The sequence below is a fragment of the Rhodopirellula bahusiensis genome, from assembly GCF_002727185.1.
Classification (GTDB): Bacteria; Planctomycetota; Planctomycetia; order Pirellulales; family Pirellulaceae; genus Rhodopirellula; species Rhodopirellula bahusiensis.
Genome location: NZ_NIZW01000001.1, coordinates 399,500 through 425,564 on the forward strand (window position 1 = coordinate 399,500; position 26,065 = coordinate 425,564).

The following is a 26,065-nucleotide window of genomic DNA, read 5'->3' on the forward strand; positions in this document are numbered from 1 at the left end:
TCTCCCGCATACGGCTCGCCAGTCAGTGGGTCCCGTCGAGGGATTGAACGTAAGCTGAGTGGGCTAAACGCAGACTTCGATAACCTCGCTCGCTGAAGTAGGCATTGGGCCAACGATGAGTGCGACAGAGCCGCTTGGGGTTGCGTCGATGACGCTTCAAGAGCTGACGTCGCAGTCGTTTGCGGACCATCCCGTCGTACTTGTCGAAGATGTTCCACGTACAGTGACGAAAGTAACTGAACCAACCCACCGTCACGCGATTGATCTGTGCGATCGTCGCTTCCATGGATTGGCCGCTCTTCCGGGGCGTTAACCGTCGAATCGTGTCGACCATCTTCTGGTGACTCTTCGCGCGAGGAAACCGGAGCTTCCCGCGGAACGAGTACCCAAGAAAGTCAAAACTCTTGACCCGACTGTCAACGATGTGCGTCTTCTCGGGGTGCAACGTCAAACCGGCTTCACAGACGAAGCGTTTGACTTCCTCAAGGGCCAACTCCGCTTGCTCCTGACTACGACACAGGATCACAAAGTCGTCAGCGTAGCGAACCATTTCATAGCCCAGATCGGCCATCCGGTGGTCCAGCTCGTTGAGGTACAGATTGGATAACAGCGGGGAAAGCACAGCCCCTTGCGGCACGCCACTCTCAGGCGTCCACTCGCGAAGTTCCTCCAGGACCGATTGGTCCAAGAATAGCTTCACCAGATCCAATACCCGGCGATCCGAAATCTTCTCGCTGACCAAAGCCAGCAAGCGGTCTTTCGGAATCGTGTCGAAGTAACCTTGCAGGTCAGCATCGACCACAAAGACATGACCGGTCTCCAGTAACCCTTCGACCACTCGCAGTGCATCATGACAGCTGCGGCCATGGCGGAAGCCGAAGCTTCTTTCATGGAACTCGTTGTCGAAGATCGGTTCGATGACGTTGACCAATGCCGTTTGCACGACGCGGTCTCGAACCGTTGGAATTCCCAAAGGCCGCGTTTGTTTGCTGCCCGGTTTGGGAATTTGCACCCGACGTACCGCCTGTGGGCGATAGGTGTCGGTTCGCAACTGTTCATACAGTTGCTTGATCTCAGCGATCTCCTGTTCGCTGAAATCCTCGGTGCTTTGCCGATCCACTCCCGCTGCTCCCTTCTTGCCGACAACCTTGCGGGCCGACACGAACAGGTTCAGCTCACGGTACACCTTGTCAATCAAGGCATGCCATTTACCTCCTCGCACTCCTACGGACAGTGCGTTCAACATACGATCCGTCCAGACACTGCGATTCGCCCACGAAGAAATCTCAATTGCTGACTTCTTCTCAGGTTCTCCAGCACGGCTAGCCTTGGCCGACGGGGATTCCGCCGAAAACGGCACTGTCACCGGGATGTAGTCTTTCGATTTACGTTTCGCTGGCATGGTCTTCTCGTATCCACTTCCCTGCCTCCCTTCGCTCGCACCGGGTTTGGTTCCCAGTGGTCGACACTACTATGAAGGCTCTGACTTCTCGGCTGAGCTTCAGCGGTCTGCTGCTCGCCGAGATCTCCCTGCTTCTCTCGATTGAACTTCCGAACATTCCGTCTCCAACCACCGCATCGCCATTTCGCCACGCTCGATTTCTCACGTTACCGAGTTCGTTCATCGTCGCGGCTGCTGCACCGACCGCCCGCACAGTCGTCGGGCTGACCTAGACCGGTCATCGCTGGGCCGATTGCGTGCAGTCAAGGGTTCGCTCATTGCTAGAAGGCTCCCCGACAGGCTTGGCCGAATCGAGTTCACAATACAGTTACGGACTGCTCATTCGCTTTTGGTTGCTCTCCACCCTTTCTGTTGAAAACGCAGTTACCATCAGCTACGGGGCGGTAACGAATTCCCCGGTCAGGACTTTCACCTGACAATTCAATCGCCTTTGCAGGCGCACTAGCCGACTGAGGCCTCTCAGTCGGCAAAACCCCACCAGAAACGCACCAACCCCGCGAAGGCTCATCACCTCATTCCCCGCAGCCCCAACACGAACTGCGATTGATTGCGCTCAAGCCGACGGAGAGCCTCCGTCGGCTACAGGTTGGTGGCACCATCCAATTCCGATCCAGCACCCGTAGCCGACTGAGGCCTCTCAGTCGGCAAACCACACCTGAAACGCACCATCCCCCCGAAGACTCGTCCCCTCATTCCCCGCAGCCCCCCAACACTAACTGCGATCGGTTGCGCTCGAGCCGACGGAGGGCCTCCGTCGGCTACAGGTTGGCTGGCACCTTGCATTTTGCTCCGTGAAACTCTTCCACGTCGCTCCGCGACGATCGCACGTCGAGTGGAAACAAGGGATCCCCAGTGGTCGCAAATTGAGATTGGAGCTATGGTAGCGGAACAAAGAGGCTCGTCTCAAAACAGGATTTGCAACGAAATGACCATGTGCCGGGGAGTTCGCGGGGCCACCACCGTCGAGCAGGATGACCGCGAAGAGATTCTCAAAGCAACGACGCAGTTGCTGGCGCTGATGATCCGCCGCAACGAGATTGATTCCGCCGATTTGGCCAGCGCGACGTTCACCGTCACCAAGGATTTGCACAGTGAGTTTCCGGCTCTCGCGGCACGCCAGCTCGGTTGGCTCGAAGTCCCGTTGCTGTGCGGTTACGAAGTTTCGGTCGAAGGCTCGCTGCCGCAGTGCATCCGAGTGCTGCTGCATTGGAACACGACCAAGTCTCAATCTGAAATTCAGCACGTCTACATTCGTGACGCGGTAAAGCTGCGTCCGGACTTGTCGAAGGTCCCTGCGGTGGACATCGAGGAATTGGAACGATGGATCGCGGAACACCTCAAAGAGGACTGACACCGTGAAATTGCAGTGGATCCCCTCCACAACCCTCAGCCTCTTGCGCACGGTCCAGTGGGTCGGTCGGCAACGCGACTTGAAGGATGTGTCGCTCCAAAAAGCGATTCAGCCAACGGTCCAGTCTGTCTCGACACGATTGATCAATGCGTCCATTGATCCGGCAATCATCTGGGAACACCTGATAGACGAAGTCATCGCGCAAGACAACGATGTTGACCTCTCACCCGCACTCTGCGAGATCGCACTGATTCGCAGCGGGCATTCCGATTTGCAATCCGATCAAATTGCGATGGCCATTCATCGTGGCTTGGAAACTTGTCAACGAGCCATCTCGACGCGTTCGCCTCGTTTGGCTGATCAGCTTCGACTGCGTTACGCTCCGCTCAAACAAGCGTACGAATCTTACGGTCCCGGACTGATTCGCTCAGTCGGTAAATCGATTTGGAATGGCAGTCCGCCGACCGATTGGTGGCCTTCGCGGGTCAGCGTTCACGCCGTGCAGCCAATCGCCAATGGTGCCGCGGGTGCCAGTTCGCAACAAGCCAGCGTGTGGATCGAAGCGGTGCTGACCGACATGGATCCCGACGTTCCCGAATGGCTTCGTTTGGTCTACCAGTTGACCTGCATGTCCATCAGCTCTCACACGCGAACCCACAACAGCAGCAGCGGGACTCGATCGAGCACCGACACTGCGACGGGTGACACGGCCAACTCGTCCGAGCTTCCTTGGACGACCGCGATCGTTCCTCTGATTTTGTCGAAAGCAGCCGATGCTGGCATGATTCCCGGCGGTCGTTTCCCGTTGACCAAAGCGTTGTCGATGTGGCAGCCCGAACTTCCTTCGGCAAAGGCTCCCGTGGTCGAACGTTGGTGGAATGAAGTGGGGCTGAACAATCAACCGACCCCCATCGCACTCAAACAACTTGCGGCCGCGTTGTCCGCGAGCAGCTCATCCGATCCATCCACACACTTCCACACGGCTTGAATCGATGGTCGCCTACCTCGCCATCCAAGACGGCAACGAAAAGGGAACCCAATTCCCTCTGGACCCTGAACGCCCGATGCACATCGGCCGCGCCGCAGGATGTGAAATCATGCTGACGGATCCCAACAGCAGTCGCTTTCATGCGGTGATTTATTTTGAAGACCACAACTGGCAACTTCGTGACACCGAGAGTCGCAACGGAACACTGGTCAACGGCAAGAAAGTCAGCACCGCACGGCTGAACAATGACACCCAAGTCGTCATCGGAAAGACGATCATGCAAATGATCAATCTGGATGAGGACTCGATGAGCGAAGACGCACTGTCGCAAACCGTCTACGAGGAACTTGAGTCCTACCGAACTCGCCAACCCGATCGAGTTCGCGAACCAGGACAACTGGTCGATCACCCGGACGATCTGCTGGACCTGTACCAACTCAGCCTTTCATTGTTGGGTGGCAAGCGAGCCGACGAAGTCATCAACACGACGCTTGAGCTGCTGCTTGATCGCACCGCGTCGGAAACCGTGACACTCGTTGCTGACTTGGGAGACGGACGCTGGAAGATTCGCCGGCAATTCCCGAAGGAATCTCAACCGATCAAAGTCGACCGAGCTCGCCTTCGCCACATCTGCAGCGAACAAAAACCGTTTGTCAGTGACCATCCCGAGAACAACGGCAAATCTGGCAATGACGCCTGCATGATCGTTCCGATCCTCGATGGCGTGACGCCTTTGGGAGCCTTGGTGCTGCATCGCAGTGGTGCACCCTATGACGAACGATTGCTGGATCTCACAGTTGGCGCCGGCAGCTTGCTAACCAAGGGGATCGCTCAATCAACGCTGACCGAAAACCTGCGTTTGGAAAACCAACGCATCGCCGATCGCAACGCCGACCAAGGCGAACTGATCGGCAGCAGCAAATCCATGTTGCGTCTCAAAGAACGAATCTCCCGAGTGGGCGCTGCGAACGGTTCGGTGCTGGTCCGTGGCGAGAGCGGGTCGGGCAAAGAGCTGGTCGCCCGCGCCGTCCATCGATCGTCGACCCGAACCGATCGCCCAATGTTGACGGTCAACTGTGCCGCGATTCCGCGTGACTTGCTGGAAAGCCAACTGTTTGGTCACAAGAAAGGCTCGTTCACCGGCGCGGACAACGACCACGATGGTCTGTTTCAACAAGCCAATGAGGGAACGCTGTTTCTCGATGAAATCGGTGAATTAAGCCTCGAAGGTCAAGCCAAACTGCTTCGGATTTTGGAAGGTCACCCGTTCCTTCCGGTCGGGGCAACCAAACAAGTCAGCGTCGATGTTCGCGTGATCGCGGCCACTAACCGAGACCTGACCGAGTTCGTTCGCGACGGCCGTTTTCGCGAAGACCTTTACTATCGTCTCAGCGTGTTCGAATTGGCGGTGCCACCGCTTCGAGAACGAGGCGAAGACATCGACATTCTGATCGATCACTTCCTGGATCATTTCCTTCGTCAACATGGACGGCCCAAGTTATCGCTCGGCGATTCCGCTCGACAGCGGATGCGGAATTACGCGTGGCCGGGCAACGTTCGTCAACTTCGCAACGTGATCGACAGTGCCGTGGTGATGGCGGACGAGCCCATGATTCAAGAAGACGATCTCGGTCTTCGTGACGCGGGCCTGACTCAGATTGACACGCTGCGAATCGATGTCTGGGAAAAACGCTTGATTGAAAAGGCGCTCAATCGATGCGACGGCAGCGTCCCCGAAGCCGCGAAATTGCTAGGCATCAGCCGAGCGACCGCTTACCGCAAGATCACCGAATATGAGATCGAACGATGAGCGATTCATCTTCTGCTCCGGACCCGATGGAATCTAAGTCAAAGGATGTAGTCGTTTCCGATCACGATCGAATCTCTGCCCAGCGAAAGCAACACCTTCGCAATTTGGTCGTGATGGCGTTTGCCGATGGATCACTCAGCCACCGCGAAGTCCAACTGGTCGCCGAGCGTTGCGAAGAACTTGGATTGCACGAATCTGAACTGGAGGCCGCCTTGGCGTTCGGGATCAGCGACAGTGCCAAACTTCAACTGCCCACCGAGCCCGATGTCCGCGAGTCATTGCTGAAAGATTTGATCCGAATGATGGCCGCCGACGGTCAATTCGTCGAAGCCGAAAAGAGACTGTTTGCTTTGGCGGCTGCCAAGATGGGACTGACCGGGCAACGACTGCAAACCTTGATTCAATCCGTCCAGCTCGAACTGGGTCGCACTCCGTGACAGATGCAACCACCTCGTCCCGTCGTCGCATCTTGATCACATCCGGACCGACTCGGCAGTACCTCGATCCGGTTCGTTACCTCACCAACGCGTCGAGCGGACGCATGGGCGCAGCCCTGGCCGGTGCCGCACTCGCTCTCGGACATGACGTGGTCATGGTCTCGGGCCCCGTGTCGGTCGATTACCCCGAGGGCGTCGAACTGATCAACGTGCTGACCACTCAAGAGATGCTGCAAGCAGCGGGCGAAGCTTTCCAAAGCTGCGACGGTGCCATCGGTGCGGCTGCTCCGTGCGATTACATGCCCCGGCACGTTTCGACGCAAAAGCTGTCCAAGACCGGTGAACCGTTGCAACTGGAATTGATCGAAACCCCCGACGTCATCGCCACTCTCGGCCAAAGCAAACGCGAGAACCAATGGGTCGTTGGCTTCGCCCTCGAAACAAATGACCGCCGATTTCGAGCCACCGTCAAACTGGAACGCAAGCACTGCGATTTGATGGTCAGCAACGGCCCCGAAGCGATCAACTCCAGCGAAAATCAAGTTGAACTGTTGGATCCGTCTGGCGACGTGATCGAACAAATTCGCGGGACCAAAGAACACGTCGCCGAGCGACTTCTACACCAAATTCATCACCGCCTGCTTTCTTCCTGATCCTTCATGACCACCACGCAAACTGACCTGCAAACCAAACTCGGTCGCCTGACGCTTCCCAATCCAATTTTGGTGGCATCGGGAACCTTCGGTTACGCTCGCGAAATGGAAGGCATCGTCGACCTTCCTCGACTCGGCGGGATCCTGCCCAAAACCATCACCGCCGAACCGCGAATCGGCAACGCACCGTGGCGAACCGTTGAAACCTCAGCTGGTTTACTCAATGCGATCGGGCTCGATAACGATGGCGTCGACGCGTTTCTCGAACATCACCTGCCGTATCTCGCCGGACTCGGAACGCCCATCGTCGTCAGCGTCGCCGGACGAACCGTCGAAGACTTCACCGAACTTGCTCGCCGGGTCGGCCAGTGCGATGGCGTGTCGGCGGTCGAGCTGAATCTGTCCTGTCCCAACGTCAGCGGCGGAATCGACTTCGGCACCAACGCGGAGTCCTGTCGCGAAGTTGTTGCTTCCGCACGAAACGCTTGTGACGTACCGATTTTGGCCAAGCTCACGCCCAATGTGACTCGCATCGCCGACATCGCTCAAGGCGCCGCGGATGGCGGTGCCGATGCAGTTTGCTTGATCAACACGGTCTTGGGCATGGCCGTCGATTGGAAGAAACGCCGGCCAATTCTCGGCAACGGCATGGGCGGCCTCAGTGGCCCCGCTATCAAACCCATTGCGTTGCGATGCGTGCACCAAGTTCGCCAAGCGGTCGACATCCCGATCATCGGAATCGGCGGCGTCGCGAACATCGACGATGTGATGCAGTTCCTCGTGACAGGAGCCTCTGCCGTGCAGATCGGAACAGCAAACTACTACGACCCAACGGTCTCCATGCGTCTGATCGACCAACTCCCCGCGGCACTCGACGAGATCAACGCGACCAGCGTCTCCGAAATCATCGGCACCCTCTCGTAAACCTCTTCAGTCAATTGGCTCGATGACGACGCCCAACAGAGGTGCAAAATCGACGATTTGGTGGGCGTCGACCTTGGTGCCACGCAGTTCATTGGCATCGACTTGGATTCCTGCAATTTGTGCCCCCCGCAGATCCAGATCGGTCAGCGTTGCTCCTCCCAACCGAATGCCACGAAGATCGCAATCACGGAACACGACTTGCTTCAGTGTCGCACGCTGAAAGTCTGCTTCACGCAAATCGCAGTCTTCAAACCGGCAATGGGTGAGCTGGGCGTCTTGAAAGATCGAAAGATCGATCTTACAGGCACTGAAACAAACGTTCCGAAGTCTTGCGTCGGAAAAGTTCAGCCCCGTGGCTCGTGCCCGCAGAAACTCGGCGTTTGTCAATCTTGCCGCGGAACAATCGAGGTTCGACAACGCGCATTGATTGAAAAGCACCTCGGTGAAATCAGCGGCCGTCCACATTCCACCCGAGAGATTCACTTTCTCGAAGAGCGAATGCTCAACAACAAGATCTGAAATTCGAGACTGGCTGAGCTCCGCGTCCTGCAACACAACGGAATGGTAGGACTGATCAGGCTGCAGTTCATCGCCAAGCGTTGGAACCAATCGAGCCCTGGAAAACTTATCGACAAGCGAGCGACGTTTGGCATTCATGCAATGGAGCGTCAACGGAGGAGCACGGAACGCACGGAGCCAACCGCGCGGTTCCCGAGCAACTTAGAGATAGCTTCACACACTTAAAAGGTCACCTGAAATCGGTTTAGCAGGCAGACGGCGATTCCTCAATCGACACGTTCGAGTGTCAACAGAATTCGCCCGTCGTTCTCCAGCGTTTCCAGCTTGTTCGGAGCAGGTGTGCCAGGCGGAAGTGACAGGCACAAAATCAGCTGATCACCTTCGATCGAAAAGTTGCCATTGACGGGTTCCTTTGCTCCGACAGTCAATGATGACATCACGAAGCCTTTGGGTTCGGACTCGACGTTCAGCGAATAGTCCACTTCGGTCAATTCATTCTGAATCAAAAATGAAACGTTGCCGCCATCAAAATTGAACTCGGTGATTGGACTCTCGGGTAAATCTCCCCCGCTTGCTCGAGTGCTCACCACATCCCATGAGCCAGCCAGTTTCTGACGCTGCAAATAGCCAGGGTCTTGGCGTTCTTTGGGTGTCAATTCACGGATGCGAAAGAAGTCAAACTGAGCTTCAATCTCGTTGCCTTGCAAAGGTCCATTGCAGGCGACAATCCCAAGATGCTGCGGGCTACCATCACCCCAAACAGCTTCTCCCATTATTTCGTAGGTCTTGCCGTCAGTGCTGTAGGCACGCTCATAGACATTGCCGCGTTTGATCAACCGAATCCAAAGTTGTTCCGGTGGCTCCATGAAGTCGTGGGTGTCAACTAAACGGTAGGTGTCCTTTTCTCGCATGTGCTTGAAACCAGCCTCATGTCCGCTGTGCTCGAAATCAAACTTGAGATAGTTGTCGTCATCGTCATAGATCATCAAACCTGCTTGTTGGTACAGCTTGACGGGACGAAAAGCCTCAACACAGGTCGTGACAACAAAATCGCCACCATCTTTCGCTGGGTTGGGAACCATGTACAGATTCCGGGTCAGCGGCATTCGCCGGTTTCGAGCGTTGCCACCGATACCACCGAAATGCGTTTTCAACGTGAGTTTGCCAGGATGGCTGGTGAGTGAAACGCGATTGGGATCAGGACGAATCGGATCCCATCGAGCGTCGACTTTTCCATCGAATCCATCGAAGAACAATGCATCGGACTCTTGAGCGACCACGTGCGGACTGGACATCCCAGCCAAAGTTACAAACGAGGCAACAAGGAACCCGCATCCGAAACTCAACCGTCCGCACAACATTCGAATCACCCGCCACAAGGAAACAGAACCGTTCCCTTCAATATACCCGACTCACCCCCCTGATTTGGCAATCGGTCCGAAACAAATTGGCAGTTCACCCTTCTGCGATGACTTGAAGATTGGCCTGGGGGATCCAGCCTTTGGTGGATGCCGTCCTAATGAGTGACCAGTTGCCTCGCGACTGGATGACATGGACCTGCCTACCATCCGCGTTGTTCCATTCGATGAGAGCGGGGAAGGACTCGGAATCGCCAGCCCGAACAGTGACTTGGTCAGCAACAATGAAACCGGTCGATTGCTTCGATATCGCTGCAGTTGACAACCACCAAATCGCGCCGCCACAAACGGCGATCACGGCGATCAATGACACCATCGAATGTGCAACCCGGCGTGCTTCTGGTGTCCACCGACCAATCCGAAGCGAGATCAAAACCGCCCAAAAAGCGAACGCCAAAGAGATGACACTCCATCGCAAGCGACTCGAACTCCAATGGCGGAACAAGATTGGTGCGATCGCTCGCTGTGCTTGCTGCTTCCATGACACATCCAGATCGCTTGACTCGTTGACTTGATCACGAGCCAACCACAAACGAGTGCGAATGGAATCGTTTTCTGGGTGAAACTTCAGCGCTCGTTCATAGGCCACAATCGCTCGTCCGATTTGGCCAGACTGCAAACAAGCATTGCCCAAGTTCGCATACAACTGCGGGTTCTCAACTCCGGCATCAACCAGCGTTTGATAGCGGGTGGCCGCCAGCGCAAACTCCGCCTTCGCGTCGGCCTGTCCCGAGGCAACCTCGCCGACCAGGTCATTCGCCGATGCGGCATCGGATCCAGACCGTTTGAGCATCGCCATCCCACGCTCGTAGGATTGATTGGCCTCTTGGAACAAAACCGACATCGATGTTTGATCCAGGGTCACGCCTTCCATTGGTTCGCCCGCTGAGACGTCACTCGCAAACACGAAAGAACATCCGGCCAGCACCCAACCCAAAATCCTTGCAACGCTTCGCGATTGAAACGCGGGCACATCCTTCGCCTGAGTTCGCCGCGAGGGTCGTTGGTGGCGACAAAAGATCTCTAGCTGTTCAATCAACTCCGCTCCTCGAGAACGCAATTCGCTGATCTCAGTTGTCGACTCGGAAGAGATCGCTGTCTCTTCTCGCTGGCAACTCTCGAGGAACGATTCCACTTCAGCAGCCAATCCATAGCCACCCGCAGCCCGCAATCCACCGACGCCTGACAACCAGCTCGATGATTCGCGTTTGCTCCCAAATTGCCGCTGCAAATAAGTCGCCATGGCTTGGCCGATCGCAGACTCGTCGGACGCCGATTCTAACTCCGCGAGCGCTCTTTGGGCCGGCGACTTCCATTCAGGAAGCCAAGTCATCCAGCGGCTTCGTGACTGCCAAACAACCAGGCTCAACCAAACCAATCCCGGCGCAACAGCCAACCACCACGAATAGGAATGTTGGACTGGAATGTTTTTGAGGGAACGAGGCGACGAATGAATTTGCCAAAGCGAAGACGCCCAGGAATCTTTAGCGTTTTGACCGCCCTGCCCTGCCCCATTCGTCGAGCCTTGACTTTCTGGCGGATCGCTATTGGAAACAATCGAATTCAACTGAAGAGTCTCCGACGCTCGGACTCGCAACGAAATTGGCTTGCTTCGAGCGACTTCGAATGATTCCGTTTCGGGGTTAAAAAAGTGAAACTCGATCGGCGGAATTTTGGTCACTCCTTCATGCTTCGGACGGATCGTCGGAGCAAACACCTTCATGTTGTCTTGAACGAAACCGGGTAGCGGCTGATCGGAGACTTTGAAATCGGTGGTCAGTTCTGGCATGGTCGACAACCGAGGACAACGCACCAATTCCATCGGGCCATCGCCGGTGATGCCAATCTTCAGCTTGACGGGATCGCCTGCCTCAACCGAATCGGGTGTCGCTTGCGTGACGATCTCGTATTTCCCCACGGCGCCGTTGTACCCCGCCGGCCTGCCTTCGGTGGGAATGGGAAGAACATCAATCGAATTGAACTTAGCCTTCGCCCGAATTGGCCGAGACTTTTGAATCGCGAGCTGAGGTCGATCGAAGGGAGACCGAAAGAAGTCATCGTCAAACACGGATCCCATCCCCAAAGGATCGCGGCGCCTGGCTGGCCCGATTTTGACGGGATAGTTGAAGACGATCTCCACATCACCAACGTCGACTTTGCCGGGTTTCTTTGGGTAGATCTCCGTGTCGATCTCATACAAATAGTATTCGTGGGATTGGCCATTTTGATCTTCGCGCAACACAGACCGGCCACCTGGACGTTGGTTGCGTCCTCGCATCTCTTCTAACGCCTTCCCAAACTCCCCCCACTCGACTTGCGAAGAACGCAACGACCACATGTCACCATCTGAAAGTGTCACGTCATAGTCGGCCAACCGAAAGGGGCGCAACCAAATCTTCAAGGTCAAGCGAATGGGTTCGCCGACGTAGACCGATGACTCCTCGCCTTCGATTTCTACGAATAACAAGTCACCCGTTTCGCTCACCGTCGCAACGAAGTTCAATGGCTCGGTCTCGACCACGTCCCCATCCACACGGATGCCGATCGGAGGAATCTCATAGGTCCCCGGTACCGCGGGAGTCACTTTGTAGAGAAACGTGACACTCTGCTCCTGAATCATCCGCCCACTGATGACCACGATGTTCCTGCTCTGTTGTGGCGATCCTTCGCGAACGATCTGCACACCATCGATCTGTGGCAATTCCGGAAGCTCATAGTCCTGAGCATTCTCAATCCGAATTTGCAGCGTCAATGAGGCCCCGACATAAGCCTCCATGGACGACAACTTGGCGGAGACATCGGCCGCGTTGGTTTCGCCACCGATGACGAACGCCACACAACAAATCACAACGCACAGCAGCCAAATCACAGGAGATGCGCATTGCCTCTTCAGCTTGGTCACTTCGATGGATTGCATGATTGACCTCACCAATCTCTTTCCACTGGAATCTGACGTGATCGCTCTCTTTGTTCCTTTCCAAATCGCCGCAGCATGTCTCGGTCGCGAACGGACTGCAGCATTTTGAGAGCCTCCTCGCGTGTCATCGATTGCGACATCGCTTGCTGAGCCATCGCCCCGGCCTGACCCTCCTGGTTCTTCGACTCGTCGGACCCTTCCATTTGAGATTGCAGTTGGCCCTCGGGAGCAGCCCCGCTTGATTCATCCGATGGCTGTTCAGCGGCGTCTGAGCCACCCTGCTCTTCAGAACTGTCTTGCGATGGATTCTGTTGCGAGGATTGGTTCGGATTCATACTAGACTCGGATTGCGACTGGCCAGATTCTCCCGCCTCTCCTTCGTTTCCATTCTCACCGTCCTGTTGCTCACCGCCGGACGAAGACTCCGAATCATCCCCCTGCGATTGACCACCGTCATTCTCAGATTCGCTTTCGTTCTGGTCGCCCGATGCCGATTGATCTTCTCCACTTTGATCCTGTTGCTCTTCCGATGAATCATCTTCTGAAGGCTTGGATTCGTCGTCGGAAGGCTGGTCCTCGGACTGCGAAGACTGTTCTTCTTCCTGTTGTTCCAATTCCTTCTTCAGTCGGAGAGCCAACTCCAAATTGGTTCGAGCCCGCCGCACCAGATCGCCGGCCGCCTCGTCGCTCGACTCCGAAGCGTCATTTTTCGACCGAGCCACCCGAATTGCCGACCGAAAATTCGCGATCGCCGCCGTCAACGACTCTTCTGCAACAGCAGGTTCGGTTTGCAATCCCGCGATCGCGCGTGCGTACTGGCAGTTGCCAAGGTTGTACCGAGCCCGCAGGGCGAGCGACGAGTCCGGTGATGTCGCTGTTTCGGCAAAGATTGCTTCCGCAGCTTCCAGCTCCTGCGATTGATATTGCAGCACGCCTTCGTTGAATTGCTCACGCCCAGCTCGATCAACAAAAGAGGTCAATCCATCGGGCGACTCAATTCCTTCTTGAGCATGGATCCGATCAGCCGCACCCCACGTCCCGATCAGAAACACCATCGCCACTTTCGCAGCTTGCCGCGACACGGATTCGATTGAGCGGGCTGGCATGTCGTCCGTAGCCGCCGGTCGTTTCGCAGGCCATCCGCGAAGCAAAACTTCCAGGCTGAGCAACACCATCGCCGGGATCAAGAACCAATGAAAGCGAGGGACATAAGTGTTGATCTTGGCCGTTTGCAAGTCCGCTTCGCCAACATTCGCGATGTATCCATGAACGACGTCGGACATGTCCACTCGTTTGGTTCCGGCGGGGATGTAAGCCCCGTCGGATTGTGCAGCAACCTCTTTCAAAATGGCTCCGTTCATCTTTGAGATCACCGTCTGCCCTTTGTGCTTCACGTAGCGTCCGCTCTGCCGACGAGGCAACTCAGGATCCACATCCGGAATTCGCGAACCTTCGGTCACATCCCCCAATCCGATCGTGAAGATGCGAATACCCTGCTCTTCATAGGCCCGCTTCGCCTCAGAAACCGGATCGCTCTCTTGGTCTTCTCCATCGGTCAAGATTACCATGGCTTTGTGGTCGGTGGTCTTGTCCAAGAAAGCGTCGGAAGCGACTCGAATTGCATCCCCCAACCGCGAACCGCCACGACGCACCGAATGCATGCCGACGGCGTCCAATGTCTGTTTAAAATCTTCCACATGACGGGTCAACGGCAGCGTTTGCCGAGTCTCACCCGCAAAAACGATCAACCCGACACGGTCACCCGGCATCTCGTCGACCATGTCCTTGATCTGCTGCTTGGCTCGTTCCAATCGATTTGGCGAAACATCTTCCGCCAACATACTGCGTGAGACATCCAGCACGAAAACAGCTTCGATCCCACGTTGAGGAACTTCTTCCCAGGCCTTGCCCCAGCGCAAATCCGACAGTGCGAAGACCAACATCACAAACGCTCCCAATGACAGCAGCGCCCGAGCAGGCCGATTCCACCACGTTGGATTCAAGGAACGATTTGCCAAGCCGGTCCCCAGGAATCGTCGCCACGCGACTCGCCGTGAGATTCCCGCATAGACCATCACCAAGGCAATGCACGCGACAGCGACCAACCAAATCAGTGCACCAGGATTGCCCCATTGAATTTCGGACGTGTTCACACCAACTCCTTCAGCCAGAGGTTTTCCAACACCGAGCCAAGGACCAGCACGCCAAACGCTAACGCGATCACGGGCGGAACAAAGATCGATCCCCAGTGCCAAGGCTGAACCGCTAACTCTCGATAGCTGACGTACTGCTGAGTTTCGACCTCCGTCTTTTCCAATTGATCGATCTCGCGATAAATCGCATCGAGCGAATCGGTGTCGGTCGCTCGAAAGTACTTGCCCTCGGTCAACTCCGCGACCTTCTGCAACGTTTCTTCGTCGATGTTCACCTCCATGTAGTGCAAACGCTGGCGACCGGTGAACGGATCTCGGACGGGCACGGGAGCCTTGCCTTTCGTCCCCACGCCGATCGCGTAGATTTTGATTCCCATCGTCTCGGCAAGCTCAGCGGCTTGGACCGGATCGAGCTCCCCGGCGGTGTTCTCACCATCAGTCAACAAGATCAAGATTTTGCTTTGCACTTTGCGTTTCTGACGTGCGTCCAGTGCGTTCAATTTTTCAACCGACAATGCGATCGCATCTCCAATTGCGGTCCCGTCTTCGTCCCTGCGATTGACGATTTGGGTTTGGTTCAATCGAGACACAACGAACGAATGATCCAGCGTCGGCGGCGTCTCGGCATCGGCGTATGCCGCAAAGGTGATCAAACCGACCAAGTCACTGAAGCGACCTTCCAAGTCTTCTCCACCAGTGATGAATTTGCTGGCCACGTTCTTAACCGCGGTCAACCGATCGACCGGCTGGCCCTCGATTTCAAAGTCCATCGCCTGCATGCTGCCACTTCGGTCGATCACCATCTCGATCGCGATCCCTTCGGTTTCCGAAACCGTTTGCTCGCGTCCTTCGCGTGGCCTTGCCAAGGCAACCACCAACAACGCAAACGCGACCAACGCGAGTGCCTTCGGCAACCACATCCAACGCTGTCGAAAACTGCGCGGAAGCTCGTCCACCGCGGCCAGCGAACTGAACGCGACGGTGGCAACACCCCGACGACGCCACATCCACCAAGCCATCAGGGGCGTCAACGCCAGCAACCAAAACGCGTGAGGCCAAGCGAAATTCATGCTTTTGCCTCCTGTTCGAGTTGGATTTGCAATCTTTCCATCTGGTCCATCCAATCACTTGACTGATTCAGCCAAGCGTCGGCTTCCGTTGGTGGTGCCGAAATCCCAGCAAACGATACTTCGTCCGCTCGGGTGAGCGTTGGCCGCAGGTTCTCCGCAATCGCCGGCTCCGAATCCTGCAACCACGCCAAAGCCTCTTCCGATGAGACCGCCGATTCGCGTCCCATCATCGAGCCAATCCAAACGCGGTGGATTTGGGACAGCTCACAAACGCACTCGTCCGCGGAGAGCTTTTGTTTCTGCCACTGCGACTGAAGATCTGCTACACGCCGACGAGCCCAGACCGAATCGGAGATTCCCCGGCGTGATCGGATTCGAAGCAGCCCGATTGCTCCCGCAACAAGCATCACAACCAATCCAACAACGACGGCGGGCAGCCACGAACGGGAAGGAGCCGAGTCGACAGGAATTGCGATCGCGTCGGCAATGGGCTCCGGTTTCATCGGGTCCGCCGATTCGGAGAGAACGCTGAGCACGCCAATCGAAATCGGCTGCGTCACGAGGGATCCAGCCTGGTCCCAATCAATCGCAACGTCCTCCGAACGACTTTCCGATTGCCTTGGCAAGGTTTGCACCTCGATGCTTGGAATTTCGAATTCGCCAGTTTGCAAACACTCCAGCGTCAACCGCATCCACCAACGACGTGAATTGGAGCCATCGGTGACGGCGTGGGGCAAGTCCTCTCGGACCTCTTTCGCAATGATCTCCCAATCGCCCAAGGAATCCTCAAGAGCAGGCAGAACGACCTGCAACTCACTTGGAACGATGACCTCGATCTCCACCTGCAGCGGCTCCGCGATCAACGTTTCCGAATCGGACACACGCAGGATGAAATCAATTGAGCCATCGGTTTGACGCTGGACGATCGCGTCCGCTTTCACACCAGGGGAAATCACAAGGCACAGCAAAACTGCCATGCAACCACTGAGCATCATCCGCTCGCTAGGCAACCACTGACGTCTATTCATATTCCTCTTGATTTTCATCGTCGATTCTCCCGCCGATGGAAGTAACGACGCAAGGGTTCGCCCAAATCTTCTCCGGTCTGCAAATGCAACGGTTCCATGCGATAACGTCGAAACAGAGCATCCCGTTGTTCCTCGCGCTGCTGAACTGCCTGCACGTATCGTTCGCGATGCAGGCGGCTGGAAGTGTCGATCCAGCGGACGTCTCCGGTTTCATTGTCGCGAAGCGGAACCAAACCCGCCGCGGGCATCTCCGCTTCCCGGGCATCGGTGACCACGACCGGAATGAGATCATGTTTTCGAGAAGCGATCCGCAACGATTTCTCGTAGTCCTTGGATTGGAAATCACTGATCAGAAACACAACCGTTCTTCGTTTCGCAGTCCGCTGCAAGTGATCCAGTGCGGAACCGACATCGGTTCCGGTGCCACTGGACGGATGAGTCAAGAGCTCACGTATCAATCGCAGCACGTGACGTGAGCCTTGGCGTGGTGGCAAACTCTTGTCGACGCCTTCGCTGAACAAAGTCAAACCCACACGATCGTTGTTTTTGATAGCCGACATCGCCAACGTTGCCCCCAGCTCGGTCACTAGCTCACGCTTGGTTTGCGACTGGGTCCCAAAGTCCAGTGATGCCGAACAATCAACCATCAGCATCACCGCCAATTCACGTTCCTCTCGGAACAGCTTGACGAATGGGGCGTCTTGGCGCGCGGTCACATTCCAGTCGATCGTGCGAACATCGTCACCGACTTGGTAAGGCCGAACCTCCTCGAACTCGATGCCTCGACCCTTGAAGGCCGAATGCCATGTCCCCGCCAACATCTCATCGACGCGGTGGCTGGTTCGAATCTGAATCCGACGAATCTTGCGAAGGATTTCGCTGGGAGTCATCGCTTAAGGAGCCGGGATGTGATCGAGAATTTGCTGCACAATGGATTCGCTGGTCAGCTCTTCCGCCTCGGCTTCGTAAGTGATCATCACACGATGCCGCAACACGTCCAAAGCGATCGAACGCACATCGGCCGGAAGGACGTAGGCACGTCCGGCGAGGAAGGCAGCTGCCCTCGCGGCGAGCGTCAGGTTGATGGTGGCTCGTGGAGAACCGCCAAACTGAATCAATCCGTCCAACTGCAACCCGTAGGCTTCCGGCCGACGCGTCGCCATCACCAAATCGACGATGTAGCCCTCCACCTTTTCGTCGACGCGAATTTCATCGATCAAGGCTCGTGCCGCCAAGATGTCTTCTGGCGAAGCGACCGCGTCGACTTCCAATTTTGTACCCGTCTTTCCCATTCGACGAAGAATCAACAACTCCTCTTCGCGATTGGGATAATCGACGATGACCTTCAGCATGAAACGGTCCGTCTGTGCTTCCGGCAACGCGTACGTGCCTTCTTGCTCGACGGGGTTCTGGGTCGCCATCACCAAAAACGGTTCGGGAAGAGGAAACGTTTCGCTGCCGATCGTGACTTGGTGTTCCTGCATCGCCTCCAGCAACGCACTCTGCACTTTCGCAGGAGCCCGGTTGATCTCATCAGCGAGAACCAAGTTCGAAAAGATCGGCCCTTTCTGGACGACAAACGTTTGATCCTGAGGACGGTAAACCTGGGTCCCGATCAAGTCAGCGGGCAGTAGATCTGGTGTGAACTGCAAACGCTGGAACCCGGTGTTGATCGCCTTGGCCAAACTCGCCACCGCCGTGGTCTTGGCCAAACCCGGAACGCCTTCGATCAGCAAATGCCCACCGGTCAACAAACCAATCAGCATGCGATCGACCAGATGAGATTGCCCCACCAGGACGTGGTTGATTTGCGACACTATTTCGAGAAAGGGGCTGCTGGCGTGAGCGATCCGTTCCGTTAAATGCCGTTGCTGTTTCGCAGCATCAGAAAGCTCAATGTCAGACGAAAGCTCAGCGTGTTCGTTCAGTTCGTTCATCGAAACTAGCATGAAAGGACGACGTGAAATGTGCCCGATCGGCGAGGTCTCGCTACGCACTCGGGCATCCGATCCAAACGAAGATACCCATCTCATCCGGTCGGTCCACAGCAGTACGCGGCCAAACCGCAATTGGTGCGGTTGGACCAACACGCGATTCAGCCACCACGACGCGGCCGAAATCAGCGAGAAGTGTTTGTTCCAGCAACGAAAAAAAGCGGAGACCAAAGTCTCCGCCTTGATAAATCAATGGGCGTCAGGTTTTTGACCAGCCGCTACTTGGTGGCTGCTTTCAACGGCAGCGTTGGCTGGACACTTTCCAGGTCGGTCCAAAGCGTGCCTTCACCGGCGTAGAACATTTTCAGGTCCAGCGAGGTCGGCAGTTGCTCGGCGAATTCCCATTTATTGAACGCTCCTGGCGATCCGAATGCCTGAACCGCCAAACGGAATTTGTCAGCCGTTGCTTCCGCCGCCATTTGCTTGGCTTCCGCCGAGGCACGCCCCAGCAGAACAGAACGTTGAGCGTCCAACTCTGCCGTTTCGCGGTCGATTTGTGCAATCAAACGCTCCGTTTCCGCAGCAATTTCTTTCGCCTTCTTCCCACCCTCGGCCAGCACGCCAGCTCGCATTCGCTCGGTTTCCACCTGAACGCGTTCCGCTTCCAAGTCGACCTTGCGTTCCGCTTCTCGCAAATCGGCCTCGATCCGCGCGGTCTTCGTTTCTTCGTCACGAGTCAACTTCAACTCGTCGCTGACATATCCCTTCTGGATCGGTTCACGAACGTTCTTCGGGATGTAAATGTGCCGCACCAAACCGTACAGCATTGAGATTTCTTTCTCTGACAGCACGCTTTGGAAATCTTCGCTGACATCGGTTTGGAATTGCTCCCGAGTCTCACCGATCAGCAATTCAATCGCCCCCATCTTGGAACCATTGTTGCGACAAATGCTTTCACTCTGCGGCTCGATGACCTTCTGCTCGACAGCGTCCAAGTTGCCAAACACGCGAACAATCTGTGCCGCATTCTCGGGCATCACACCCCAGATCGCCGAGAAGTCGAGCTGAATGTCGAAACCATCGTTGCTGGGGAAGTTGATCCCGGTGTCTTGCGTCGCGAGGGGTTCACCATGCTCGTCATGCATTGGATTGCCTTGAGTATCGACTTGCTTGCGGACTTCGATGCTGGATTCGTTGTAGCCAACATTGATGACGTCGATCTGCTGCTCGTTCGGATTGATCGGATACAGTCCCGGTTGCAAAACCTTTGACTGAACCCCCTTCACCAAACCGGCTTCGTCGTTGTTCGTTTGCAGCGTCACAACACCCACGTAGCCCGTTGGGATTTCAACCCAACCGCTGTTCTTTTCTTGGTTGCCGTACCGCTTCACTTCACGCTTCACGACTTTGAATTCAAACGCATAGGGATTGGCACGATAGCGACCGGGACCAAACACCTTTCGTAGGATGCCACGCTGAGTCGCTTGGTTGGGGCCGTCCAAATCACCTTCGACTAAGAACTCTCCCTTGGGCAAACTGTCGCCAACCTTGCAGGTCACAACTCCAATTTCGCCCGGCAGAATCACGGAGTCCGGCACAATGTTTCGTTGCCAATAGATTGGGTTGTAGAAGTGCCGACCGGGCCCTCGCATTTTCGCACGAACACCAATCTCGCCCTCACCCGCCAATCGATTGGTCTCCGCTTCGGAAGCCGACAACACTAGCGGCCCTTTGTAGCGGAGCTGCAAACTATGCCCCTCAGGGACATAAACACGGCAAAAGAACCAAAGAAACGCGAGGTACAAACCGCCCAGGATCCACAGACCGCTGAACGCCAAACCAATCCAAGATTTATGACGTCGAAGGCTCATTCTGTTTCTCCCGAGTTGTCTTGATTCGTTGCGTCGGCTTGCTCAGCCGCTGGCTGAGGCTTTTCTTTGGTTGTCTCACCGCTGAATTCGGTGAAGATGTTCATCAGCGAACTGTCCGCTGTGTTGACCATCATTTGTCGATAACTCGGGGCCAGTTTGCGAAGCATTACCCAGCGGGCGAACGCGTCACCATCGCCGTCGTAGGCTTCGACCGACTTCACCCATCCAGCCGCTTCGGCTTCATTCTCGAAACCGATGACTTCGGCTTCGGCCTTGCCTTGGGCCAAGATCGCCTCGGACTGATCCTTGGCCGCGGCCAATTCGACTTCGGCGACTTTTTTCCTTTGTTCCGCTTCGATCACCGCGACTTCTTGTTGCCGCATGGCTTCGGTGGTCAGCTTGATCACCTCTCGATCGACTTCGACCAACGCCTCTTTGCGTTTGACCATCTCTTGTTCGATCTTCAGTTGCTGCTCACTGGCTTGCTGCTCAATTTCTTTGACATATTGCTGAGCTTGCTGAGTCGCGATTTGACGATCACGAACCGGTGACGCGATTTGCTGAGGTGGCGAGATACGAGTCACGAGGGCCTGAATGATTTCGATGCCCTGCTGGCGACAGGTTTCACCCAACGTTTGTTGGAAGTCCTTTTGAAACGCCAAGCGTTTCTCACCCAAAATGAAATCACGACCAGAGTTGTCACTCCCGCGAAGACGACAGAAAGATCGTGCGTTGGGCAGGATGATCTTTTCAATGATCTCTTGCTCGACCCGTGCGTCGGCACCGTCATCGTTGCCTGAATCGTTGTAGGTCACGAAGACCTCTGCGGCTCGCTCTGGATCCACCCGGAACTCGATTCGGCCATCCAAACGAACCCAGAACCCATCGCGACTTGGGAAACCCATTTCGCCACCAGTCGAAAGATTGAACCGCTGGCTGCGACAATCAACCAAGTTCACACGTTGGACATAGGGATTGATGTAGTAAACGCCGGGGTCCAACGTTTTCTCTTGGACGCCACGCTTGCCTTCTTCCACTAGCAGTTGATTTGGATCATCGGCGGGAGGAGCGGACAACAGCGTCACGACACCTTTGAAGCCGGCGGGGATCACGATTGGTTCGTGCAACTCCACCAACTCGATGAAGTTGTCTCGGTAGCGAGGGACATCTTCTCCCGCTTCGTAGACAACCGCGTTCAACTGGTGACGACCAGGACGCAACACCTCGGCGGCGATTCCTTTTTGATTGGCTTCGTAAGCAATCAAATTCCCGTAGCCCAGATCGTCTCCATACAAACGAATGCGGACGCCCAAACGGTTCTCGGGAATTTCAACCTGCGGAACGATGTCCCATTCCCACTTCCATGGGTTGTAGAAGTACCGACCCTCGGTCAGAACCTTTTCTTGCAAACCTTTGAAACTGTCGAAGTCACCTTCCGCAACGACTTCCGTCGAATTCTCAATTTCGCCACCTGTTTTTCGAAGCAGCACCGCGATGTGACCGCTGGGCACCTCGATTCGGCAGAACATGTAGAACCAAATCAGCCCCAACAGTCCGGCGGCAAGCAGGCCGAGACCAGCTGTGCCAATCAGACCTTGTCGCAACAGGCGACGCATCGCCGGCGAATCGAGTGGGGATTTGGAATTCGAGGAAGTTTCCATAGGAAAACCTGAAACGATGTGAACAAATGGCCTACCAGAGGGCCCAGGCAGCCAAAAGCTAGCACGGCGGGCGCGCGTCACCCCGAAAAGCGATCAAAAACACCCCACCTTTCGCATTTCACGCCCCAGGAGCACGCCGACCACTCGTATTTCGCCCAAAACCGGGGCGTCTTGATGGTTCCACCGTGGCAGCGGAGTGAAACTCACTTGACACAGCCTCAATTCAGCCTATAGTTCGGTCGAAAGTTGGGTGGTTCAGACATCGAAACGCTGATGTCGCAAATGTTCCCCCTTCCTCAGGCCCCCCAATGACTCGACGTGGTGCGAGGCCGGTTTCTCCCGCGTTGTGGTGCATTCGCCGTGACTCAGGTAAACCCTCGTGCAACTGAATCACGACCATTGGGTCGCCATCCGCAATCGGGCATGAAGTGAATTTGACCTCGCGTCAGATTTGTTTTGAATCGCTCAAGTCGGTGATGTTTCATGGCGGGTCAAGGACTCGTCCAACGGGAATCTCCCCACGGCAAGGAATTGCCTGTCGCGATGAGTTTGACTCAGACGCAGTTTGACTCACATGCAATGTCCAACGGTCGCGTTGTTGGTGTTACCGCAACCCTCGACGCACAAGACCTCGTATTTCAAACGCGGTTACTCTTGATTGGTTGTCAAAGCGAGTTGGTGCTTGGATGCCACCACGGGCTTCTGCCCAGTGGTTCCGATCGTTTTCGATCTGTCCAAGCGTGACAAACCAAGCTGATCCCTTTTGGGATTCTGGTGAACGACAACAGGAATAACAGATGGCGAAGAAAAAACGTGCCCCGCGTGGTCGAGGTGGTTTTGGTTCCCAAAATGGCGGTCAGGGCCAAGGCCAAGGTGGCGGCGGCCAGGGCGGCGGTGGAAAATCACGCTCACGACGTCGGCGCCGCGGTGGCGGTGGTGGCGGAGGCGGAAATGGTGGTGGCAACAATGGCGAACCAGCCGATTTCGTAAGTGATGCACCTCTCGAAGAGTGGGACGGCATCCTGGAATTGCACCCCAATGGCTACGGCTTTCTTCGAAGCCCAAAAAACAACTACTCACGCGAACGCACCGATCCGTTTGTGCCTGGCACAATGATCGAGAAATTTGGGCTTCGACAGGGCCTGATTCTCAAGACGATGGTGCAACAAGCCAAACGACAACAAGGACCTCGCGTTCGAGAGATCCTCGACGTCGATGGCATGTCACCCGATTCTTACGCCGAGGTGTCCAAGTTCGATGAACTGACGCCGATCAACCCCGAGCAATCGCTGAAGCTCGAACACGGCAAAATGCCTCTGACCAACCGGGTCATCGACCTGCTGGCTCCCCTGGGCAAAGGCCAACGTGCCTTGATCGTCGCACCGCCACGCAGCGGGAAAACGATCATGCTTCAACACATCGCCGAAGGCATCTCAACGAACCATCCCGAACTGACGATGATGGTTCTGTTGATCGACGAACGGCCCGAAGAAGTCACCGACATGCGTCGCAGCATCAAAGGCGGCGAAGTCATTGCCAGCAGCTTGGACATGGACATCGAAAGCCACGTTCGACTCAGCCAACTGGTCATCGACCGAGCCAAACGCTTGGCCGAGATGGGACAGGACGTCTTCTTGATGCTCGACTCCATCACTCGTTTGGCTCGTGCCTTCAACAAATGGGTTGGTAAATCCGGCCGCGGCGGTGCGACGGGAACCGGTGGTTTGGACATCCGAGCCATGGACGTTCCCAAGAAACTCTTCGCAACCGCACGTGCGTTCCAAGAAGGTGGCTCGCTCACCATCGTCGGCACCTGCTTGGTCGACACGAATTCGCGAATGGATGAGGCGATTTTCCAAGAGTTCAAGGGCACCGGTAACATGGAAGTCGTGCTGGACCGACGTTTGGCTGACCGCCGCGTCTATCCCGCGATCGACATCTCGCAATCCGGCACCCGCCGCGAAGAACTTTTGCTCGACGAAGAAACCTACGAAACGGTTTCCATGTTGCGTCGCACGCTCAGTGAAATGCACCCCGTCGATGCCATGGAACAATTGACCAAGCAACTTGGCCGATTTGATGACAATGAAGGCTTCCTGAAACTGATCTCCGGTGCGAAACTCGCCTGATCAGGCACGGTTGCCAAACCCAAGCGGATCAACCAAACTGTTGAATCGCTACGGAGGATAAGCGAATTGGCGAGCGGCCTCACTGGAACTGAGGTACCCCGTAAGGGGCTGCGGGTTCGAATCCCGTGTCCTCCGCTGAGCTGAAAAGCCCCGTCAGAACATGGTTTTGACGGGGCTTTTTTCATGCCTGATTTTCGCTGCCATTCCACTTCTCTGTGCTCGGATCGCATTCTTCGGACAGGAAAATCTGCCCCGTGAGTCACACCAATGAATCAGAGGAGACCGTCGTTCCGTACTTCGGTGTCTTCGACCTGTTCAAAATTGGGATCGGCCCCTCCAGCTCACATTCGGTCGGTCCGATGCGAGCCGCGGAAGCGTTCCTGAACGAACTGCAAGAAGCCGACCTGCTGCAGCAAGTCTCGCGGGTCCAGATCGATCTTTATGGCTCCCTCGCACTGACCGGCCTGGGCCACCAAACCGATGTGGCGTTGCTGATGGGACTGCTCGGTGAAACTCCCGACCAAATCGACACCGAAACCGTTCCGGCAAAGCTCGCCTCGATTCGCGAATCCCAAAAGCTGTCACTCAACGGCGACCATCCAATCGCATTCTGCGAATCGACTGACCTGATCATGCATCGTCGAGCGGTCAAAGGAATGCATCCTAACACGATGCGTTTTTCTGCGTTCAAGGAAGGCGATCTTGAAACGCCTGCCATCGAAGCAACTTACCTATCGATCGGTGGCGGCTTCATCGTTCGCGAAGGACAAACCCGAACATCGCAGGCGAGGTGCTCTTCCGAAGTGCCCTACCCTTTCACATCTGCCAGCGAGCTGCTGCAACACTGCGAACAGCATCGCATCTCGATCAATGAACTGGCGTTGGCGAACGAGTTGACCTTTCGATCCCGCGAAGAAATTCGTGAGGGGCTTCAGCGGATTTGGAAGGTCATGCGGGAGTGCGTTGAAAAGGGATGCCAAACCAAGGGCATCTTGCCCGGCGGATTAAATGTCGAGCGCCGCGCACCAGACCTGTATCGGAAATTGACCGAGCGCGGCGATCCAGTCAACCAAGACCCTTTGTGTGTTCTGGACTGGGTCGACTTGTACGCACTGGCAGTCAACGAAGAAAACGCGGCAGGCGGGCGTGTCGTGACCGCGCCCACCAACGGTGCCGCCGGAATCATTCCCGCCGTGCTGCATTACCTTCAACGTTTCTGCCCCGATGTCACCGACGAAACGATCGAACGCTTCCTGCTAACGGCCGCCGTGATTGGATCGCTCTACAAACGAAACGCGTCCATCTCCGGTGCAGAAGTTGGTTGCCAAGGCGAAGTCGGCGTGGCCTGCTCGATGGCCGCGGGAGCTCTCACCGATGTGCTGGGCGGAACACCCCATCAAGTCGAAGAGGCCGCCGAGATCGGGATGGAGCACAACCTCGGCCTGACCTGCGATCCCATCAAAGGACTGGTCCAAGTCCCCTGCATCGAACGCAACGCGATGGGTGCGGTGAAAGCCATCAACGCGAGCCGATTGGCGATGGGTGGTGATGGCAAACATTTCGTTTCCCTGGACCGTGTCATCCGCGTGATGAAACGCACCGGAGCCGACATGTCCGCTCGCTACAAAGAAACCTCGCGAGGCGGCCTGGCCGTGAACATCAGCGAATGCTAGTCAAATATCACAACCGCGATTCTTTATTTCACATAGAATCGGAACACCTTCTCTTTATACTGACGGT

At 55.8% G+C, this 26,065-nt stretch carries 20 protein-coding genes and 1 tRNA gene; 10 read left to right on the forward strand and 11 right to left on the reverse strand.

Features of this window, described 5'->3' with window-relative positions; all coding sequences use genetic code 11:
- Positions 1-22 precede the first annotated feature (22 nt).
- A complete protein-coding gene (gene ltrA, locus CEE69_RS01585; protein WP_099258814.1) occupies positions 23-1,402 on the reverse strand; it encodes a group II intron reverse transcriptase/maturase in 1,380 nt (459 codons plus the stop codon).
- A gap of 71 nt (positions 1,403-1,473) precedes the next feature.
- Between ltrA and CEE69_RS01590 the strand changes: the two genes are divergently transcribed.
- The 7 genes from CEE69_RS01590 (at position 1,474) to CEE69_RS01620 (ending at position 7,625) form a co-directional block, all read left to right on the forward strand.
- The gene (locus tag CEE69_RS01590) at positions 1,474-1,674 is read left to right on the forward strand and encodes a hypothetical protein (RefSeq protein WP_008656111.1); all 201 of its coding nucleotides are present in this window, start codon (positions 1,474-1,476) and stop codon (positions 1,672-1,674) included.
- 713 nt (positions 1,675-2,387) lie between these two features.
- Positions 2,388-2,813 carry a chorismate mutase gene (gene aroH, locus CEE69_RS01595; protein WP_099258815.1) on the forward strand — a complete coding sequence of 142 codons (426 nt, stop codon included), beginning with the start codon at positions 2,388-2,390 and terminating at the stop codon, positions 2,811-2,813.
- A 4-nt stretch (positions 2,814-2,817) separates the two neighbouring features.
- Positions 2,818-3,801, forward strand: a complete 984-nt coding sequence (locus CEE69_RS01600; RefSeq protein ID WP_099258816.1) for a hypothetical protein — start codon at positions 2,818-2,820, stop codon at positions 3,799-3,801.
- Between the two features lie 4 nt (positions 3,802-3,805).
- Positions 3,806-5,611, forward strand: a complete 1,806-nt coding sequence (locus CEE69_RS01605) for a sigma 54-interacting transcriptional regulator (protein WP_099258818.1) — start codon at positions 3,806-3,808, stop codon at positions 5,609-5,611.
- The gene (locus CEE69_RS01610) at positions 5,608-6,048 is read left to right on the forward strand and encodes a tellurite resistance TerB family protein (RefSeq protein ID WP_099258820.1); all 441 of its coding nucleotides are present in this window, start codon (positions 5,608-5,610) and stop codon (positions 6,046-6,048) included. The genes CEE69_RS01605 and CEE69_RS01610 overlap by 4 nt, the downstream gene beginning before the upstream one ends.
- Positions 6,045-6,701: a phosphopantothenoylcysteine decarboxylase domain-containing protein gene (locus CEE69_RS01615; protein WP_099258821.1), complete on the forward strand. Its 657-nt coding sequence runs from the start codon at positions 6,045-6,047 to the stop codon at positions 6,699-6,701. Before CEE69_RS01610 ends, CEE69_RS01615 begins: the two co-directional genes overlap by 4 nt.
- 6 nt (positions 6,702-6,707) lie before the next feature.
- Positions 6,708-7,625, forward strand: a complete 918-nt coding sequence (locus tag CEE69_RS01620; protein WP_099258823.1) for a dihydroorotate dehydrogenase — start codon at positions 6,708-6,710, stop codon at positions 7,623-7,625.
- A 6-nt stretch (positions 7,626-7,631) separates the two neighbouring features.
- Here the strand turns inward: CEE69_RS01620 and CEE69_RS01625 are convergent, their stop codons facing one another.
- The 10 genes from CEE69_RS01625 to CEE69_RS01675 all read right to left on the reverse strand — a co-directional run bounded on the left by CEE69_RS01625 (position 7,632) and on the right by CEE69_RS01675 (position 22,151).
- Complete coding sequence (locus CEE69_RS01625) at positions 7,632-8,282, reverse strand: pentapeptide repeat-containing protein (protein WP_099258825.1); 651 nt, start codon at positions 8,280-8,282, stop codon at positions 7,632-7,634.
- A 128-nt stretch (positions 8,283-8,410) separates the two neighbouring features.
- A complete protein-coding gene (locus CEE69_RS01630) occupies positions 8,411-9,439 on the reverse strand; it encodes a DUF1349 domain-containing protein (protein WP_233214494.1) in 1,029 nt (342 codons plus the stop codon).
- Between the two features lie 160 nt (positions 9,440-9,599).
- Positions 9,600-12,479, reverse strand: coding sequence for a BatD family protein (locus CEE69_RS01635; RefSeq protein WP_099258829.1), 2,880 nt, complete (start codon positions 12,477-12,479; stop codon positions 9,600-9,602).
- 8 nt (positions 12,480-12,487) lie between these two features.
- Positions 12,488-14,554 (reverse strand): VWA domain-containing protein, encoded by a 2,067-nt coding sequence (locus CEE69_RS01640; protein WP_099259210.1) that lies wholly within the window; start codon positions 14,552-14,554, stop codon positions 12,488-12,490.
- Positions 14,555-14,628: 74 nt separating this feature from the next.
- A complete protein-coding gene (locus CEE69_RS01645) occupies positions 14,629-15,702 on the reverse strand; it encodes a vWA domain-containing protein (RefSeq protein WP_099258830.1) in 1,074 nt (357 codons plus the stop codon).
- Positions 15,699-16,730 carry a hypothetical protein gene (locus CEE69_RS01650; protein WP_233214496.1) on the reverse strand — a complete coding sequence of 344 codons (1,032 nt, stop codon included), beginning with the start codon at positions 16,728-16,730 and terminating at the stop codon, positions 15,699-15,701. The genes CEE69_RS01645 and CEE69_RS01650 overlap by 4 nt, the downstream gene beginning before the upstream one ends.
- 14 nt (positions 16,731-16,744) lie before the next feature.
- Positions 16,745-17,620 carry a DUF58 domain-containing protein gene (locus tag CEE69_RS01655; RefSeq protein WP_099258831.1) on the reverse strand — a complete coding sequence of 292 codons (876 nt, stop codon included), beginning with the start codon at positions 17,618-17,620 and terminating at the stop codon, positions 16,745-16,747.
- A 3-nt stretch (positions 17,621-17,623) separates the two neighbouring features.
- A complete protein-coding gene (locus tag CEE69_RS01660; RefSeq protein WP_099259212.1) occupies positions 17,624-18,667 on the reverse strand; it encodes an AAA family ATPase in 1,044 nt (347 codons plus the stop codon).
- Positions 18,668-18,942: 275 nt separating this feature from the next.
- Positions 18,943-20,535, reverse strand: coding sequence for an SPFH domain-containing protein (locus CEE69_RS01670; protein ID WP_099258834.1), 1,593 nt, complete (start codon positions 20,533-20,535; stop codon positions 18,943-18,945).
- Positions 20,532-22,151 carry an SPFH domain-containing protein gene (locus CEE69_RS01675; protein ID WP_233214497.1) on the reverse strand — a complete coding sequence of 540 codons (1,620 nt, stop codon included), beginning with the start codon at positions 22,149-22,151 and terminating at the stop codon, positions 20,532-20,534. Before CEE69_RS01675 ends, CEE69_RS01670 begins: the two co-directional genes overlap by 4 nt.
- An 842-nt stretch (positions 22,152-22,993) precedes the next feature.
- Between CEE69_RS01675 and rho the strand changes: the two genes are divergently transcribed.
- The 3 genes from rho (at position 22,994) to CEE69_RS01700 (ending at position 25,998) form a co-directional block, all read left to right on the forward strand.
- Positions 22,994-24,325 carry a transcription termination factor Rho gene (rho, locus tag CEE69_RS01690; RefSeq protein WP_099258839.1) on the forward strand — a complete coding sequence of 444 codons (1,332 nt, stop codon included), beginning with the start codon at positions 22,994-22,996 and terminating at the stop codon, positions 24,323-24,325.
- Between the two features lie 52 nt (positions 24,326-24,377).
- Positions 24,378-24,460 (forward strand) — tRNA-Ser (locus CEE69_RS01695).
- A 224-nt stretch (positions 24,461-24,684) separates the two neighbouring features.
- Entirely contained in the window at positions 24,685-25,998 is a 1,314-nt protein-coding gene (locus tag CEE69_RS01700; protein WP_233214548.1) for an L-serine ammonia-lyase, read from the forward strand.
- Positions 25,999-26,065: the final 67 nt, after the last annotated feature.

Bases quoted from the DNA above. Each gene is read 5' to 3' on its own strand.
- ltrA (WP_099258814.1), bottom strand. From the start codon at position 1,402: ATGCCAGCGAAACGTAAATCGAAAGACTACATCCCGGTGACAGTGCCG.
- CEE69_RS01590 (WP_008656111.1), top strand. From the start codon at position 1,474: ATGAAGGCTCTGACTTCTCGGCTGAGCTTCAGCGGTCTGCTGCTCGCC.
- aroH (WP_099258815.1), top strand. From the start codon at position 2,388: ATGACCATGTGCCGGGGAGTTCGCGGGGCCACCACCGTCGAGCAGGAT.
- CEE69_RS01605 (WP_099258818.1), top strand. From the start codon at position 3,806: ATGGTCGCCTACCTCGCCATCCAAGACGGCAACGAAAAGGGAACCCAA.
- CEE69_RS01610 (WP_099258820.1), top strand. From the start codon at position 5,608: ATGAGCGATTCATCTTCTGCTCCGGACCCGATGGAATCTAAGTCAAAG.
- CEE69_RS01620 (WP_099258823.1), top strand. From the start codon at position 6,708: ATGACCACCACGCAAACTGACCTGCAAACCAAACTCGGTCGCCTGACG.
- CEE69_RS01625 (WP_099258825.1), bottom strand. From the start codon at position 8,282: ATGAATGCCAAACGTCGCTCGCTTGTCGATAAGTTTTCCAGGGCTCGA.
- CEE69_RS01630 (WP_233214494.1), bottom strand. From the start codon at position 9,439: ATGTCCAGTCCGCACGTGGTCGCTCAAGAGTCCGATGCATTGTTCTTC.
- CEE69_RS01635 (WP_099258829.1), bottom strand. From the start codon at position 12,479: ATGCAATCCATCGAAGTGACCAAGCTGAAGAGGCAATGCGCATCTCCT.
- CEE69_RS01640 (WP_099259210.1), bottom strand. From the start codon at position 14,554: ATGGTCTATGCGGGAATCTCACGGCGAGTCGCGTGGCGACGATTCCTG.
- CEE69_RS01645 (WP_099258830.1), bottom strand. From the start codon at position 15,702: ATGAATTTCGCTTGGCCTCACGCGTTTTGGTTGCTGGCGTTGACGCCC.
- CEE69_RS01650 (WP_233214496.1), bottom strand. From the start codon at position 16,730: ATGAATAGACGTCAGTGGTTGCCTAGCGAGCGGATGATGCTCAGTGGT.
- CEE69_RS01655 (WP_099258831.1), bottom strand. From the start codon at position 17,620: ATGACTCCCAGCGAAATCCTTCGCAAGATTCGTCGGATTCAGATTCGA.
- CEE69_RS01660 (WP_099259212.1), bottom strand. From the start codon at position 18,667: ATGAACGAACTGAACGAACACGCTGAGCTTTCGTCTGACATTGAGCTT.
- CEE69_RS01670 (WP_099258834.1), bottom strand. From the start codon at position 20,535: ATGAGCCTTCGACGTCATAAATCTTGGATTGGTTTGGCGTTCAGCGGT.
- CEE69_RS01675 (WP_233214497.1), bottom strand. From the start codon at position 22,151: ATGCGTCGCCTGTTGCGACAAGGTCTGATTGGCACAGCTGGTCTCGGC.
- rho (WP_099258839.1), top strand. From the start codon at position 22,994: ATGGCGAAGAAAAAACGTGCCCCGCGTGGTCGAGGTGGTTTTGGTTCC.
- CEE69_RS01700 (WP_233214548.1), top strand. From the start codon at position 24,685: ATGCGAGCCGCGGAAGCGTTCCTGAACGAACTGCAAGAAGCCGACCTG.